General features: G+C 72.9%; 9 protein-coding genes. 4 read left to right on the forward strand and 5 right to left on the reverse strand.

Annotation, left to right across the window (positions count from 1 at the left end):
- Nucleotides 1-396 precede the first annotated feature (396 nt).
- Entirely contained in the window at nt 397-945 is a 549-nt protein-coding gene (locus tag ACFYZZ_RS21665; protein ID WP_386580518.1) for a MarR family winged helix-turn-helix transcriptional regulator, read from the reverse strand.
- 110 nt (nt 946-1,055) lie between these two features.
- On the opposite strand from ACFYZZ_RS21665, the gene ACFYZZ_RS21670 reads away from it, so the two are divergent.
- On the forward strand, nt 1,056-2,345 hold the full coding sequence (locus ACFYZZ_RS21670; RefSeq protein ID WP_389178285.1) for an MFS transporter: 1,290 nt from the start codon (nt 1,056-1,058) through the stop codon (nt 2,343-2,345).
- Between the two features lie 170 nt (nt 2,346-2,515).
- On the opposite strand, the gene ACFYZZ_RS21675 is transcribed toward ACFYZZ_RS21670, so the two are convergent.
- Complete coding sequence (locus tag ACFYZZ_RS21675) at nt 2,516-4,159, reverse strand: SpoIIE family protein phosphatase (protein WP_389178289.1); 1,644 nt, start codon at nt 4,157-4,159, stop codon at nt 2,516-2,518.
- Nucleotides 4,160-4,289: 130 nt separating this feature from the next.
- Nucleotides 4,290-5,669 carry an NAD(P)/FAD-dependent oxidoreductase gene (locus tag ACFYZZ_RS21680; protein ID WP_389178292.1) on the reverse strand — a complete coding sequence of 460 codons (1,380 nt, stop codon included), beginning with the start codon at nt 5,667-5,669 and terminating at the stop codon, nt 4,290-4,292.
- A 380-nt stretch (nt 5,670-6,049) separates the two neighbouring features.
- On the opposite strand from ACFYZZ_RS21680, the gene ACFYZZ_RS21685 reads away from it, so the two are divergent.
- A complete protein-coding gene (locus ACFYZZ_RS21685; RefSeq protein ID WP_389178295.1) occupies nt 6,050-6,820 on the forward strand; it encodes a TetR/AcrR family transcriptional regulator in 771 nt (256 codons plus the stop codon).
- A gap of 299 nt (nt 6,821-7,119) precedes the next feature.
- Nucleotides 7,120-9,057 (forward strand): sigma-70 family RNA polymerase sigma factor, encoded by a 1,938-nt coding sequence (locus ACFYZZ_RS21690; RefSeq protein ID WP_389178298.1) that lies wholly within the window; start codon nt 7,120-7,122, stop codon nt 9,055-9,057.
- Here the strand turns inward: ACFYZZ_RS21690 and ACFYZZ_RS21695 are convergent.
- Complete coding sequence (locus ACFYZZ_RS21695; protein ID WP_389178301.1) at nt 9,054-12,347, reverse strand: BTAD domain-containing putative transcriptional regulator; 3,294 nt, start codon at nt 12,345-12,347, stop codon at nt 9,054-9,056. The two genes, ACFYZZ_RS21690 and ACFYZZ_RS21695, sit on opposite strands and share 4 nt — an antisense overlap.
- Before the next feature lie 74 nt (nt 12,348-12,421).
- Entirely contained in the window at nt 12,422-14,533 is a 2,112-nt protein-coding gene (locus ACFYZZ_RS21700) for an asparagine synthase-related protein (RefSeq protein ID WP_389178303.1), read from the reverse strand.
- Between the two features lie 757 nt (nt 14,534-15,290).
- On the opposite strand from ACFYZZ_RS21700, the gene ACFYZZ_RS21705 reads away from it, so the two are divergent.
- Nucleotides 15,291-16,715, forward strand: a complete 1,425-nt coding sequence (locus ACFYZZ_RS21705) for an MFS transporter (protein WP_389178306.1) — start codon at nt 15,291-15,293, stop codon at nt 16,713-16,715.
- The last annotated feature ends 58 nt before the right edge of the window (nt 16,716-16,773 follow it).

Below are 16,773 nucleotides of genomic sequence, written 5' to 3' on the forward strand. Positions count from 1 at the left end.
GCTGTTGAGTTCTCAAGGAACGGTCGCTTCCTTTGTACTCACCCTCTCGGGCTTTCCTCCGGGCTTCCCTTCGGTGTTTCCGACTCTATCAGATCCTTTCGGCGTCTGACCCCCAGTCAGCGGGGTTTGTCTTCACGGCCGTTGGGCCGTTCCGACGTCTCAAACCTTAGCGGATCCGCCCGGCGATTCCCAATCGGGCCGCCGAGTCCCTATTCGAATTGAATTCGGGCATGCCGAAATCAATCCCATCGGGAGATCGTGCTGGTGGTGTGAGGTGCCGCTCGAAGCGGCGGAGGTGCTGTCGAAGAACCGTTACGGCTCTGCGGCAACCCGGAGAACTTTACGGATCGCGCAGGGGCGTGTCAACCGCCCCTGTCAAGATCTTTTCTGGGTGCCTCAGTCCAGGTCGCTGAGGCGGCCGCCGGCGTCCGGCTGGGCGTGTTCCACTCGGCGGAGCAGCCTGGTCAGGACCTCGCCGAGCACGGTGCGCTCCGCAGGGGTGAGGTCCTGGAGCAGGTCCTCCTCGAAGACGGTCGCCAGGCGCATCGCCTCCAGCCACTTCTCCCGGCCCTCGGGGGTCAGCTCGATGATGACCCGGACGCGGTTGGACTCGTCGCGCTCCCGGGTGACCAGCCCCTCGGTGACCATGCGGTCGATCCGGTGGGTCATGGCGGCCGGCGTGAGGCCGAGTCGCTTGGCGAGGTCGCTGGGGCCCATCCGGTACGGGGCGCCGGAGAGGACCAGTGCCTTGAGGACCTCCCAGTCGGCGCTGCCGATACCGAGGGCGGCGGTCTGGCGGCCGTACGCGACGTTCATCCGCCGGTTCAGCCGGGACAGTGCCGACACGATCTTCTCGACCTGGGGGTCGAGGTCCTGGAACTCGCGCTGGTAGGCGGCGATCTGTTCTTCGAGCGTCGGCTCCGTGACGCCGGGAGTCTCGGACATGGCCGCAGTATCGCACGGAGCCACTTTGCCTTGAAGTCCTTCGGTGTGTACTCTTTAGCTTCGAACTTTAGCTTTGAAGTCTTCACTCCTAACTAGTGAGAGAGGTGAACGTGACCAGGGCGATGGGCGCAGCGATGCGCCGGATCCACGTGGGCAACGCACTCAGCGCATTCGGGCTCGGCTTCACGGTCCCCTACCTGTACGTCTATGTGGCGCAGGTGCGGGGCCTCGGAGCCATGACGGCGGGGCTCGTGCTCGCCGTCTTCGCCGTGGCCGCGCTGATCGTGCTGCCGTTCGCCGGCAGGGCGATCGTGCGGCGCGGCCCGCTGCCGGTCCTGCTCGCAGCCCTGGTCACCGCCGCGCTGGGAGCGCTGAGCCTCGGGCTCGCGGGCAACGCCACCGCCGTACTGCTGTCGGCCGCGGCGCTCGGGGCGGGGCAGGCCGTGATGCAGCCGGCGCTGGCGACGATGATCGTGGACTGCTCGACGGCGGAGACGCGGTCGCGGGCGTTCGCGATGCAGTTCTTCCTGCAGAACCTGGGGCTCGGCGTCGGTGGGCTCATCGGTGGTCACCTCGTCGACGCGACCCGGGTCTCCTCCTTCACTCTGCTGTTCGCGATCGAGGCGGCGATGTTCCTGCTGCTGGTCGTGGTGATGGCGACGGTGCGGATGCCGCACTCGCCGCGGATCGGCGACGCGCCGGCCGCGTCCAGGAAGGGCAGCTGGAAGCGGCTGCTCGGGAACCGGGCGATGGTGCAGCTGTGTGTGCTGGGCTTCGTGCTGTTCTTCGCCTGCTACGGGCAGTTCGAGTCGGGGCTGGCCGCGTACGGCGTGGAGGCCGCGGGGATATCCACCTCCGCGCTCGGTACGGCGCTGGCTGCGAACACGATGATGATCGTTGTCGCGCAGTTCGCCGTGCTGAAGTTCGTGGAGCGGCGTCGGCGCTCTCGGGTGATCGCCGGTGTGGGGCTCATCTGGGCCGTGGCGTGGCTTACGGCGGGGTACGCGGGGCTGGGGCATGGGAGCCAGGAGATGGCGACCGCTGCGTTCGTGTCGACGTACGCGTTGTTCGGGCTGGGTGAGGCGATGTTGTCGCCGACGGTTGCTCCGCTGGTGGCCGATCTGGCGCCGGAGGGGATGGCTGGGCAGTACAACTCTGCGTTTGCCCTGGTCAAGCAGCTGGCGCTGGCTGTTGGGCCGGCGGTGGGCGGTCCTCTCGGAGCGTCGCTGCATGCCCCGTACGTGGTGACCTTCCTGCTGTTCTCCCTTGGCATCACCGTGCTGGCGCTGCGACTGGGACGGCGGCTCACCGTTGCCCAGGATCAGCCGTGGGCTGCGGCGAGGACCAGCCGGGTGGTGGCCCGGGGTGGGGCCGCGGAGCCGGTCGCCGCGGAGGCATAAGGGCACCCGGTGCTGCGGCTGGCCGGGGGTGGGTTCCGCTCACCGGCGCTGGCCGGGTGCCGCTGCGCCCACCCTCCCCCAAGCTCTCGACTTCGCTCGAGCAGGGGGGACCCCCATCGCCCCAGCGGCACGACTTGCCCGCAGCTAAGCGCCTCCCAAAAGGGTGCTCCCTACCCCCTCGGCAACAAGAACTCGCACCACACAGCCTTTCCTCCGCCTGGTGTTCTTCTCGAACCCCAGTTGGAGGCAATGGTCGCCACGATGGCGATCCCTCTCCCCGACTCGTCGCCCGGTTCTGCGCGGCGGCGGCGGGGGAGGTGGTCGTCGCCGTCCGTGACCTCGATGATCAGGCGGCGGTCGGTGCGGCGGAGCCGGAGTCGCATGGGTGGGGTGCCGTGCTGGAGGCTGTTGGCGACCAGTTCGCTCGTCGCCAGGACGCCCAGGTCGTGCAGGTCGGCCGGGAAGCGCCAGCTCGTCAGGACGCCGGAGGCGAACGCGCGGGCGCGGGGGGCCGCCTCCACGCCGCCGAGGAGTTCCAGGGCCGCGTTGCGGAAGAGATCGCCCTCGGGGCCCGTACGGGCGGGGTGCTGGAGGACGAGGACGGCTACGTCGTCGTCGTGGTCGGCGGTGACGCCGGCCGAGCGGACCAGGCGGTCGCAGACGACCTGGGGGGTGCCGGTCGCGCCGGACAGGGCGCGCTCCAGGGAGGCGATCCCCTCGTCCAGGTCCTCGTCGCGGCGCTCGACCAGGCCGTCCGTGTAGAGGACGGCCGTGGAGCCGGGGCCCAGCGCGATCGAGCCCGAGGCGTGCATCCAGCCGCCGGTGCCGAGGGGCGGGCCGGTGGGTTCGTCGGCGCGCAGGACCGTGCCGTTCTCGTCGCGGACCAGGATGGGCAGATGGCCGGCGGATGCGTACACCAGGCGGCCCTCGTTCGGGTCGTGGATGGCGTACACGCAGGTGGCGATCTGGTTGGCGTCGATCTCGGTGGCGAGGCCGTCGAGGAGTTGCAGGACCTCGTGCGGCGGGAGGTCGAGGCGGGCGTAGGCGCGGACGGCCGTGCGGAGCTGGCCCATGACGGCGGCGGCGCGGACACCTCGGCCCATGACGTCGCCGATCACGAGGGCCGTGCGGCCGCCGCCGAGGGTGATCACGTCGTACCAGTCGCCGCCGACCGCGGCCTCCGTGCCGCCGGGCTGGTAGGTGGCGGCGATGCGCAGGTCGTCGGGCTGCTCCAGCTCCTGGGGGAGGAGGGAGCGCTGCAGGGTCACGGCCGTCTCGCGCTGGCGGCGCTCGCTGGCGCGCAGGCGCTCGGCGGCCTCGGCGTGGTCGGTGACGTCGGTGGCGAAGACGAGTACGGCGCCGTCCCCGGCGGTCTCGGAGACCGGGGTGCAGGTGAACGTGTAGGAGCGGCCGTCGAGGGCCCTGCGGGACTTGAGCGTGCGGAGCTTGCCGCTGCGCAGGACCTGGTCGAGGAGCGGGAGCAGACCGAGTTCGGCCAGTTCCGGGAGGCCGTCTCGGGCGGGTTCGCCGAGCGGTCGTACGCCGAAGGCCGCCGCGTAGGCGTCGTTGACGTAGGCGATGCGGTGGTCGGGGCCATGGAGGAGGGCGACGAGGGCCGGGACGCGGTCGAGAACGTCGCGCGCGGGCAGTTCGTCCACGGCGGGTACGGATGGTGCCCCGTCGGCCGGTTGTCCGGCCCGGGCCGCGGGCACGGAGCCTTCCCCCCGCCGGTCCGGGGAGACCGCGGTCTCGGTCCGCGCTGCGGCGCGGCGCTGCGTTCCGGGGAGCCGGGCGCTCCAGCGCGTGAAGTTCACAGTGGGGAAAGCCTCGTGGGTGCTGAGGGCGGGCAGGTGCCCGTCCGAGGACGTGGGGCAGTCTGGCAGGTGACCGTCCGCGGCGATATCCGTCAGACGCCGGGGTGGGCCGGGTAGTTCCTGAGTCCGGTCAGGACGACCCCTTCGGGTTGTCCGAGGGGCTGTGAGGAGGCTTTCCACCGGCCGCGAGTTCGAACTCCGCTCGGGGATGTTCGAGCGAACCGAGCGAGACGATCTCCCGTTTGAAGAGCCCGGCCAGGGTCCATTCCGCCAGCACGCGGGCCTTTCGGTTGAAGGTGGGCACCCTGCTGAGGTGGTAGAGGCGGTGCATGAACCAGGCAGGGTAGCCCTTCAGCTTGCGCCCGTAGAACTGGGCGACGCCCTGGTGGAATCCGAGGGAGGCTACGGAGCCGACGTACTTGTGCGCGTACGTCTCCAGGGGTTCGCCGCGCAGCGCGTGGACGATGTTGTCGCCGAGGACCCTGGCCTGGCGGACCGCGTGCTGGGCGTTGGGGGCGGTGTCGGTGCCGGGTTCGGCGGCGGTGACGTCGGGGACGGCGGCGGCGTCGCCCGCGGCCCAGGCGTGCGGGGCGCCGTCGACGGTCAGTTCGGCGGTGCACTTGAGGCGGCCGCGGCCGCCCAGCGGCAGGTCGGTGGCGGCGAGCAGCGGGTGCGGTTTGACGCCGGCGGTCCACACGACCGTACGGGTCGGGAAGCGCTGGCCGTCGCTGAGGACGGCGACGCGGTCGGCGCAGGATTCCAGGCGGGTGTCGAGCAGGACCTGGATGTTGCGGCGGCGCAGCTCGGTGATGGTGTAGCGGCCCATCTCCTCGCCGACCTCGGGGAGGATGCGGTCGGAGGCCTCCACGAGGATCCACTTCATGTCCTCGGGGCGGAGGTTGTGGTAGTAGCGCGCGGTGTAGCGGGCCATGTCCTCGAGTTCGCCGAGTGCCTCGACTCCTGCGAAGCCGCCGCCGACGAAGACGAAGGTGAGGGCGGCGTCGCGGATCGCGGGGTCGCGGGTGGAGGAGGCGATGTCCATCTGCTCGATGACGTGGTTGCGCAGGCCGATGGCCTCTTCGACGGTCTTGAAGCCGATGCCGTGCTCCGCGAGGCCGGGGATGGGCAGCGTGCGGGAGATCGAGCCGGGGGCGAGGACCAGTTCGTCGTAGCCGAGGAGTTCGGCGGCCTTGCCCTCCTCGGCGGTGGCGAGGGTGGCGACGGCGGCGGTGCGCACCGCGTGGTCGATGGAGGTCACCTCGCCGATGACGACGTGACACTGGTCCAGGACGCGGCGCAGCGGTACGACGACATGACGAGGGGAGATCGAACCGGCGGCCGCTTCGGGGAGGAACGGCTGGTACGTCATGTAGGGCTCGGGTGAGACGACGGTGATGTCGACCTCACCCCGCCTGAGCTCCTGCTTCAGCCTCTGCTGCAGGCGCAGGGCCGTGTACATCCCGACGTAGCCGCCGCCGACAACCAGAATGCGCGCACGTTCCTTCACCATCCCATGACGCACCCGGCGCTGTTGTTTGTCCACAGCCCCGGCAATTTGTGTGACCGGCGAGCGGGTGTGCGCGGGGCCGGGCGCGCCGTCGGGGTCGGGCGAAAGCGGGCAGGTCAGCGGGGGCGGGAGGCAGGGGGCGAAGGCGTGGAATCGGGACATAGATGACCCGTACTCCGATCGGGGGGCGCACTGTGCGGAACCTGCCCCTTCTGAATTGACCCTCACTCAACTATGTTCGTGTGTCGACGGGGTGTAGGGGATGTGGTCGATACGGGTCCGCGACGGGCGGGTCCGGTCGTGACCGATGCCAGTTCCGCGCACTCCGGTGTTCAGTGACGGGGAAGTCTCCGGGGGGAGACGTCATTAACCGGGGGAAACACATGCATGTTCAGGACACTCATTGGTCGTCGGCAGCCGCTCTCGCGTCGGGCGGACCGGCGGTGAGCGCGGCGGTGGGCAACGGGCGCGCGGACGGGATACGTACGACGCCGCTGCGGGTGGACGCACAGCGCAATCTGGAGCACGTGCTGCGTGCGGCGCGTGAGGTGTTCGGCGAGCTGGGGTACGGCGCGCCGATGGAGGATGTGGCGCGGCGGGCGCGGGTCGGTGTCGGCACGGTGTACCGGCGCTTTCCGAGCAAGGACGTGCTGGTCCGGCGGATAGCCGAGGAGGAGACCGCGCGGCTGACCGAGCAGGCGCGGGCCGCGCTCGGGCAGGAGGACGAGCCGTGGTCGGCGCTGTCCCGGTTCCTGCGGACGTCTGTGGCGTCCGGGGCGGGGCGGTTGCTGCCGCCGCACGTGCTGCGGGTCGGGGTCGCGGAGGAGGGCGACGCCGGGTCCGGCGGTTCCGCCGGGTCGGCCGAGGAGGCTCGGGTGCCTCAGCAGCGGTCTCAGCCGGGGTCGGGTGAGCTGCGGCTGGTGCCGGAGTCGGGCCCGGACGACGGTGGGGCCGGTGCTCTGCTCGAGGTCGTGGGGCAGTTGGTGGAGCGGGCTCGGGCCGCGGGGGAGTTGCGGGCGGATGTGTCCGTGGCGGATGTGCTGCTGGTGATCGCCACGGCGGCGCCTTCGTTGCCGGATCCGGCGCAGCAGGCTGCGGCTTCGGCTCGGCTGCTGGAGATTCTGCTGGAGGGGCTTCGGTCTCGGCCGGCGTAAGGGTTGCGGCGGTCGCCTCGGCTTCGCCTTCGGCGGGATTGTGTTCCCACCCGCACCACCCGCACCACCCGTGCGACTTGCACGGTCGGGTGCGGGTGGCCCCTGTTGGGGCGAATTCACCGTCGGCGGGCAACGCGTGGCTCGTGTGCGGCGTCTACGCCAACTTCGTTCGGTCGCTGGGGGTGACAAGTGCGCTCGGATGAGTGGATGGGGCGTACGGGCCGTACTTGAACGAAAGACCATGTGGCACCCTGAGCCGGTGACGGGTTGGGCTGGGCCGGTGTCGGGGGCTTTGCGCGATGGGCGTTGACGGGTGGGACGGGTCACGCGGTGACGGTGACTCCGAGACCGGAGGGCTGACCTCGCCGCAGGTGCCGAGCCAGGGCGGGCGCGGCGGGACGGCCGCGGATCAGAGCGTGCCTGCTCAGCGGGGCGGGAGTGGGTTGCCGCCGCGGGAGACGCCGCCCGCCGACGGTGAGTTGATCGAGCGGATGCGGGCGGGCGACGACTCCGCCTACGAGGAGCTGTACCGGCGGCACGCGGATGCGGTGCGCCGGTATGCCCGTACCTGTTGCCGCGACGGGCACACCGCGGACGACCTCACCGCCGAGGTCTTCGCCCGCATGCTGCAGGCGGTGCGCGGCGGGTCGGGTCCCGAACACTCCGTACGGGCCTATCTGCTGACCTCCATGCGGCGCGTTGCCGCGCACTGGAGCAAGTCCGCGCGGCGCGAGCAGCTCGTGGACGACTTCGCCGTGTTCGCGCAGCAGGCCTCGCGCGGATCCGAGGTGTCCGACGACGCCCTGGATCTCGGTGCCGATGTCCGGGCCCTGCACGAGGCCGAGCAGTCCATGGCCATGCAGGCCTTCCGCTCGCTGCCCGAGCGCTGGCAGGCCGTGCTGTGGCACACCGAGGTGGAGGACGAGTCGCCGAGCCAGGTGGCCGTCCTGTTCGGGCTGGACGCCAACGGCACCCGGGTGCTGGCGAGCCGTGCCCGCGAGGGGCTGAAGCAGGCCTACCTGCAGGCGCACGTCAGCGCCTCGCTCGTCGGCGACGAGGAGTGCTCCCGCTACGCCGACCAGCTCGGCACCTACGCCCGCCGCAAGCTGCGCATCCGTGCCGAACGGGGTCTGCGCAAGCCCCTGGACGAGTGCGCCAGGTGCCGGCTGGCGGCCGCGCAGATCGAGGAGGTCGCGAGCGGGATCCCCGCGGTGGTGCCGGTCGCGGTCATCGGCTGGTTCGGGGTCGCCGGGTATGCGAAGGCGCTCGGGATCATCGCCGGTGGCGCCGGGGTGGGTGCGGCGGGTGCCGCGGCCGCCATCGGTGGGGCCTCCAGCGGTGCGGGTGCGGGTGGTGGTGCGGCCGCTGCCGGTGGGGCCTCCGGTGGCTCGGGTGCGGGGGGTGGCGCGGCTGCCTCCGAAGGACTCGGGGCGCCGGTGAAGGCCGGGATCGCGGCCGGTGTGGTCGCGGTGGCCGTCGCCGTGGTGGCCATGTCCCTGCTGAACGACAGCCACCCGACCAAGGAGGTGGCCAAGCCGGCGCCGTCCCCGCCCGCCGTCGAGCAGCCGCAGCCACAGCCTTCGGCACCCTCGCCCTCGCCCACGCCCACGCCCACGCCGAGCAAGAAGAAGCCCGCTCCGGTGCCGGTGGCGCTGGCCCCCGAGCCGGCCGCCACACCGACGCCCACAACGCCTGTTCCGACACCGACGCCCACGCCCACCTCGAAGCCGGCCCCCACGCCCACACCCACACCCAAGCCGACCCCGACGCCCACGCCCACCCCCACTCCGCCACCGGCTCCCGTCATCTACGAGTGGAGCGATCTGCGCTACGACGTCAACGGCGACGGCACCGGGCCCGAGATGCGGCTGCGCGAGAGCAGCTGGGTCTGGCAGCGGTACGGCATGTCGATCGCCGGCAAGCAGTACGCGCGCGGTGTCACCGTGCACGGCGAGTCGTCCGTGACCATCGACCTCAACCGCCGGTGCACCGCCTACGACGCACTGGCCGGTGTGGACGACATGACTCTCGGACTCGGCAAGGTCTCCTTCTCGGTCTACGCCGACGGGGTGCGGCTGTGGCAGTCCGGCATGGTCAAGGGCCGGGAGGCGGCCGTGCCCGTGCATGTCGGGCTGACCGGGCGCAGGACCGTACGGCTCGTCGTGGAACCGCACAGCAACGTCATCGACCGGGGCGCCCTGGCGGACTGGGCCGAGTCCCGGTTCACCTGCCGCTAGCGGGGCTCACGGGCGCGGGTGGGCTTCGGTGCCGCCAGTTCCCGTAGGACGTCCTCCGTGGTGAGGGAGGCGCCCCGGGCTCGCTCGGCCGCGTAGCGGTCCGGGGTCAGTGCTGTGCGGGCCGCGGTGTCGATCCGCTCGGCCCGGGTGTGCTCCGGCTCGGGGCGCGGGTGGCCGGCGCGCCAGTGCTCGGCGGCCGCGAACAGCCGGACCGCGCCGGCCAGGTCGCCGAGCCTGGCCAGCAGGACGGCGCCGACGTCGACCAGCCCCGCCGTAATCGCCTCGGCGCAGCGCCGCTCCACCGCCTCGCGCAGCGCCGCGGCCACGATCGGCAGGGCGGGCCCGGGACCGGACTCACCTGCCGTGATCAGGGCCTCGACCGTGCTCAGGGCGGCCGTGAACTGCGGTGGCGGGGTGCCGCCCGCCGTGACCGCGCGGGTCATGTCGTACAGCTCGCGCGCACGGGCCAGGTCGCCGTCGTTCTCGGCGATGTGGGCCCGCATCATCAGGATGAACGCCCGGGACTCCGCCACCCCGTACACGTCGGCGGCGGTGCCGGCGTCGTCCAGGGTGGCGAGGGCGCTGGTGCGGTCCCCCGAGCGGTAGGCGATCTCGGCGAGCCGCGCCATGAGGAACGGCGACTCGGCGTAGGCGCCCACCTCGTAGGCGAGCCGCAGCGCTTCCTCGTACTCGGCGCGGGCCTCCTTGAACCTGCCGCGGGCCATGGCCGCCTCACCGGCCGCGCTGCACACCTGCGCCCGCATCCAGCGGTCCCCGACGCGCCGGCTGAGCGCCCGCAGCTCCGCCAGGTCCTCGTCCACGCCCCGCAGGTTGCCCGGCGAGTCGACGACCACATGGGTGCGGTACATCAGGGAGACGCCGATCTCCCAGTCCCCGCCGTATCTGCGGCAGTTGGCGACGGCCGCGGCCATGTCGGGTGCCACGTCGGCCGGGCCGCCCAGGTAGTAGGCGGTCAGCGGCCAGACGATGCCGGGCAGGCGGGCGGCCTGCGGACCGCCGTGCTCGAAGCCGGCCCGCACCCGGGCGATGTACTCCGGGGCGCGCGGGTCGGCCGCGAGGGTCGCCGTGCTCGACTCGGAGGTCAGGAACAGGTCGAGCATCCGCAGGTCCATGCGCAGCTCCCGCAGCGGGTGGCCTTCCTCGCCGGCGGGTGCGGCGAGGAAGGCGCCGACCGGGTCGGCCGACTCCGTCAGCGCGGCGAGACCGGCCTGCCCCGCGCCCTCGGGCAGGGTGTCGCGGGCGACGCCCAGGCGCAGCACCAGCTGCACCCACTCCATGGCTTCCTGGCGGTAGTTGCGCAGCCACCAGAACCAGCCGATCGCCAGGACGATCGCGCCCGCCTCCGCCTCGTCGCCGGCGCGCAGCGCGCGGTCCAGGGCCGCGCGGATGTTGTCGAGTTCGCTCTCCAGGCGGCCGATCCAGGGCAGTTGGGCCGCGGAGCGCAGCTGGGGCTCGGCCTGCTCGACCAGTGCGCGCGCCCAGGCGCGGTGGCGCCGCTCGGCCGTCGCGCGCAGCTCGGGGATCTCGGCGGCGCGCTCGGTGGCGTACTCGTGGATGGTCTCCAGCATCCGGTAGCGCATGCCGAAGGAGTCCGGGCCGTCCGGGGCTGCCACGACGAGGGACTTGTCCACGAGGGCGCCGATCAGCTCCGCCGCCGGGCCGGTGCACACGGCCTCGGCCGCCGTGAGGTCCCAGCCGCCGGCGAACACCGACACCTCGCGCAGCGTCGTCCGCTCCCGCTCGTCCAGGAGGTCCCAGGACCAGTCGACGACCGCGCGCAGGGTCTGCTGGCGGGGCAGGACCGTGCGGCTTCCGGAGGTGAGCAGGCGGAAGCGGTCGTCCAGCCGGTCGGCGATCTGGCGCGGGGTGAGCAGTCTGAGCCGGGCCGCGGCCAGCTCGATGGCGAGCGGCAGCCCGTCCAGGCGGCGGCAGATCTCCGCGACGGCCTCGGTGTCGCGGAGCACCGCGTCGGCGTCGGGACGGACGGCCTGCGCGCGCTCCGCGAAGAGGCGGTGGGCCTGCTCGGGGACGAGGGGTTCGACCGGGCGCACCGACTCACCGGGGACGCCCAGGGGTTCACGGCTGGTGGCGAGGACCGTGAGCCCGGGGCAGTGGGTGAGGAGGGTCTCGGCGAGGGCGGCGGCCGCGCCGATGACGTGTTCGCAGTTGTCGAGGATCAGGAGTTGGCTGCGCGGGGCGCAGTACTCGATCAGCAGGGCCGTGGGGTCGGCCTGTGGTGTCGCCAGGTCGTTGGCCAGGAGCACGGTCTCGCGCAGACCGAGGGCGCTGACCACGGCGCCGGGCACCGCCTCGGGCCGGTCGAGCGGGGCCAGCTCGACCAGCCATGCCTGGGGCAGCCCTGCGGCGGCCTCCTCGGCGAGGCGGGTCTTTCCCGAGCCGCCCGGTCCGGTGAGGGTGACCAGGCGAGCCCTGTGCAAGTCGGAACGAATGGCTTCGAGTTCGGGTTCCCGGCCGACGAAGGACGTCAGGCGGGGGCGCAGGTTGCCCGTCCGCTCCGGGGGTCGGGTGGGGGCGGGGGCGGCCGCGGGCAGCTCCTGCTGCAGCAACGAGGCGTGCAGGGCCTGCAGTTCCGGGCCGGGGTCGGTGCCGAGGGTGTCGGCGAGGGTGCGGCGGGCGGACTCGTACGCGGCAAGGGCGTCGGCGGTGCGGCCGGTGTCGCGCAGGGCGCGGATGAGGAGCGCGTGCAGGGGTTCGTCGTAGGGGTGGGCGGTGGTCAGTTCCGTCAGGTCCGGTACGACGTCCTGGGCGCGGCCCAGGCGCAGGCGGGTCTCGGCGCGGCCCCGGAGCGCCTCCAGGCGGAGCGCGTCCGGGCGGGCGGCGGCGGTGCGGTCGGGGAGGTCGGCGAGGGCGGGTCCGTGCCACAGGGCGAGCGCCTCGTCCAGGTCGCGGGACGCGGTCCGGGCGTCGCCACGGTCCAGAGCCGCCTTGGCCGTGCGCACCAGGGACTCGAAGACGAAGAGGTCCACGTCGTCCTCGGTGGCGGCGAGGCGGTAGCCGCCGGGTTCCGAGCCCACGGTGTCCTTGCCGAGCGCTCTGCGGAGCCGGCCCACCAGGGCCTGGAGGGCGGCCGGGGCGTCCTCGGGCGGATCGTCGGCCCAGACCTCGTCGATCAGGGTCTGCGGGGCGGTGACCCGCCCGGGGCGCAGCGCCAGTGCGGCGAGCAGCGCGCGCAGGCGGGGGCCGCCGACCGCCTTGACGGTTCCCTGGTCGTCCTCCGCCTGGGTGACGCCCAGGATTCTGTACCGCACCGGCACATTGTCGCCGGAGGCGGGAGCGGAGGCACGGGGGTTTGCGTGCTCCCCGCGCGGGGTCGTACGGCGGCCTAGCCGCTCAGTCCCGCGGCACCGGCGGCACCCGCGGCTCCCGCGCCCAGGGCGCCCCGGCGCGGTGCGATGCCCGCGGGGACAGCACGCGCGCGTGCGGGTGTGCCGGTCCAGCAGGTGCCTCGGCGGGAGAGGAGGCGGCGGAGCCAGAGTTCGAGGGAGATCAGGTCGGCCAGGCCGTCCAGGGGGAGCGGTTCGCCCTCTGCCGCCGCCCGGAGGGCCTTGCGGACCACCCGGGCCTCCACCAGACCGGCCTCGGCCAGGAGGGGGGTGGAGAAGAGGTCCACGAGGGAGTCCGCCGCCACGCGCAGGCCCGTGCGCGCGGCCGCCGCGGAGGAGCCGTGGGAGGGGGCGCCCCAGCCGGGCGGCAGGCCCGCGACGCCGGCGCCCTCAAGGACCGTGCGCAGGACGGCGGAGCGGGCTCCGGGCTGGACGCGCAGGGCCTCGGGGAGGGCGCGGCAGGCGCGGACGACCTGGTTGTCGAGGAAGGGCGCGTGCAGGCGCTGGGAGCGGATCTCGGCGGCCTGTTCGAGGACGCGCAGGTCGGCCGCGTGGCGGGCCAGGACGGCACGCGCGCGGAACTCGCCGGGGCGCTGGGCGGAGCCCCCGGAGGAGCGCTCCGCCTCGCTCTGGAGCAGAACCGATACTTCAGCCAGAGCCTCCCCCGTCAGCCAGCGCGCCGCCGGCCCCGGTCTCCCCCAGGTCAGCGCAGCGAGGGACGCGCCGACGGCGCCCCCGGGCTCCTCGAAGCGGTGCCGGATCAGCCGCTCGGCGAGCAGCTCAAGACCGGCCCGGTACGGAGTGCGCGCCAGCCGCCGGGCCGCGCCGTACACGCGCGCGGGGACCATCACCGAGCCGTCGGCCCGGGCGAGTGCCGCGACCGGCCGTACGAGGTGGCGTCGTTTGCGGTCCATCAGGAGGTCCGCGAGGCGGGCGGGGTGGGCATCCAGGACCTGGCGGGCGCCGTGGCCGGTGAAGTGGTCGGCGCTGCCGGCGGCGAGCCGGGCGCGGTGGCGGGCGGCCGTGACCAGGGAGGGGCCCGGCTCGTCGGTGAGGGGGCCGTCGAGGTCGGCGTACGGCAGGGTCTCCTCGCCGCCGGTCACCACCACGTGGTGCAGCCGCGGGTTGGCCGCGAGGGCTCCCGCGCGCTCCAGTTCGGCCTCGCGGCCGCCGACGGCCAGGTCGTTGAAGGTGACGGCGAGCAGCCGCTCCCCGGAGCCCGTGCCGTGGCCGAGCAGTGTGCCGGGCCGGCCGGGCAGTCCGGCGGCCAGCAGCGCCAGCGTGCCGGAGGCGGGCCCGCCGGACAGGTCGGCGCCGATGCCCGGCGCCGGCATCCCGCGCGCGGCCCGCCGCTCCGCGGGGCCCATGCCCGGCACCGGCCCGGGGTCGAGGTCGGGCACGTGCCGCGGCGCCGACAGCCGCGCGCGCACCGCCTCGACGAGCGCGTCCCGTACGGCGTCCACGGCCTGGTCGGGGTCCGCCGGGGGCGCGGCCACCGCGAGGGAGGCGACCGGCTCGTACCCGGCGATCTCGCGCGCTCCGGCGCGCAGGACGAGGGCATGCCCCGGAGGAATGCGCCGCACTCCGTCGTACGGGGTGGTGTCCCGCCGGGCGGCCGGTACGTCGGGGGCGGCGAGCAGGGCCGCCAGGTGGCCGAAGTCGAGGTTGGCCTCGATGAGGTCGGCGAGCGGCAGCGCGGCGGTGGCGTAGGCCGTGCCGCCGGCCCAGGGGGTGTGGAACACCGGGCGGGCGCCCGCGAGATCGCCGCAGACCGTGATTCTCCGGCCCACCTGGACGACGGCCGTGTAACTGCCGGGCCAGGTGGTCAGATGGCGCAGTGCGCCCCCGCGCGCGGTGAACAGTCCGCGCCGCAGCTCCTCGTCGGTCGCGCCGCAGGTGCCGAGGACGGCGATCCGGTTCTGCGCGTCGGCCTTCACCACGCGCACCTCGTCCGGGCGCCAGTCGCCGACGGCCCACAGGGGATCGGGGTCGCCCCACAGGAGTTGGGAGCCGACCGGGTGCAGGGTCTCGCCGTCGTATCCGGTGGCGCCCGCGGAACCGATTCCGGAAGCGCCCGCGGCGGTGCTGCTCCAACCCACCAACCACCGCATCGACACCTCCACAGCCTGTGGACAACCAGTGCACCGCAGAAACCGGGTCCCCATGCTGCCATGAAGAACGCGGTGTGGAGGGGCGGTGGCGCCGCCTTCGATCGAGGGAATGCCGATGTAACGCCGCGCGGACGCCGCGGAGAAGCCGCCCGGGTGGGCGACGGGCGGGCGGCTGAACGCCGGTACGACGCGCGGCGGATGACGGCAGAGCCCCAGGTGGGTGCGACGCGAATGCGCCCCCGATATGCGCCCCGAAAACACCCTTCGCGCCCTCAAGTCCCATGGTGGGAGCGGAAATCACCCTCCGAGAGCTGGGTCGATTTTCAGCCAAATCGGCGGCGGCCCCGTGAAATTGAGCACGCTCCGTACAGGCCTGCGGAGCGCCCGGCGGCGCCGGAACGCGCACAGTCCGGGAGGCGGGCATCGCCTCCCGGACCGGTCCGCCACCCGCGGGGATGAAGGTGGCGGTGTCCCCCAGCCCACTGGATCCAGTACAGCGGGCCGACCCACGCAACAGCCATGGAACCGCTCCCCCGATGGCTGGAGAAGAGCGCACGGACGGGCGCACGGCCACACGGGCGGGGGCACGCCGCGACAGCGTGTGCACGGTGCGTACAGGGCCGCACTCGCGTACGGACCACAATCCCGCCAACCGGAACAATGCCCCTTAACGCTTGGGATGCGGCGAACTACGCTGGGTTTACGAATGCCGCACGGTTATGCCAGTGCGGCAGCCGTCTGTGTCGAGGGGTGGCGCATGTCCAGGGAGCAACGCGGGCCGAACGAAAAGCTCGGCGCCGTTCTCGCCCTCGCGGGAATCAGCAATGCAGGACTCGCGCGACGCGTCAACGATCTTGGCGCTCAACGCGGGTTGACGCTTCGCTACGACAAGACCTCGGTGGCGCGCTGGGTGTCGAAGGGGATGGTGCCGCAGGGAGCGGCGCCGCACCTCATCGCGGCCGCCATCGGCCAGAAGCTCGGCCGCCCGGTGCCGCTCCACGAGATAGGCCTGGCGGACGCGGACCCCGCACCCGAAGTGGGTCTCGCCTTCCCCAGAGACGTGGGACAGGCGGTGAAGTCGGCCACTGAGCTGTACCGGCTCGACCTCGCCGGGCGCCGGGCCGGCTCCGGGGGCATCTGGCAGTCGCTCGCCGGGTCGTTCGCAGTGAGCGCATACGCAACGCCTGCCTCGCGATGGCTGATAACCCCCGCCGACAGCTCGGTCGCGCGGGAAGCGAACTCTGCCGAAGAATCCGGTGCACCGATCAAAGTCGGCCACAGCGATGTGCAGAAGCTGCGGGAGGCCGCGGAGGACGCCAGGCGCTGGGACTCCAAGTACGGAGGCGGCGACTGGCGTTCGTCGATGGTGCCGGAGTGCTTGAGGGTGGAGGCGGCGCCGCTGCTGCTCGGCTCGTACTCCGACGAGGTCGGCCGCGCCCTGTTCGGGGCCACCGCCGAACTCACCCGGCTCGCGGGCTGGATGGCCTTCGACACCGGTCAGCAGGAGGCGGCGCAGCGGTACTACATCCAGGCGCTGCGGCTCGCGCGCGCGGCCGCCGACGTCCCGCTCGGGGGCTATGTGCTGGCCTCCATGTCGCTGCAGGCGACGTACCGGGGTTTCGGCGACGAGGGCGTCGATCTGGCGCAGGCCGCCCTGGAGCGCAACCGGGGGCTGGCGACCGCGCGCACGATGAGTTTCTTCCGGCTGGTGGAGGCGCGGGCACATGCACGCGCGAGCGATGCGCAGGCCGCCGGCGCTGCGCTGAAGGCCGCCGAGGGGTGGCTCGAGCGGTCACGGGAGGGTGACAACGATCCTTCTTGGCTTGGTTTCTATGGATACGACCGTTTTGCCGCTGATGCTGCGGAGTGCTACCGCGATCTGAAGGCACCTCGGCAGGTGCGGAGGTTCACCGAGCAGGCGTTGTCCAAGCCGACGGAGGAGTTCGTGCGGTCGCACGGACTGCGGCTCGTCGTCTCTGCCGTCGCCGAGCTGGAGTCGGGGAATCTGGATGCCGCGTGCGAGCAGGGGGTTCGGGCCGTGGAGGTGGCCGGGCGGATCTCTTCCGCTCGGACCACCGAGTACGTGAAGGATCTTCTGCACCGGCTGGAGCCGTACGGGGACGAGCCGAGGGTGGTGGAGCTGCGGGAGCGGGCCAGGCCGTTGCTGATGGCTCTGGCGTAGCCGCGCGACACCCCTCCGGCGTTTGAAGGCGCTGTCAGTGGCGCAGTGCACTATCGAG

This window comes from Streptomyces sp. NPDC001816, from assembly GCF_042892235.1.
In the GTDB taxonomy this organism is placed as follows: Bacteria; Actinomycetota; Actinomycetes; order Streptomycetales; family Streptomycetaceae; genus Streptomyces.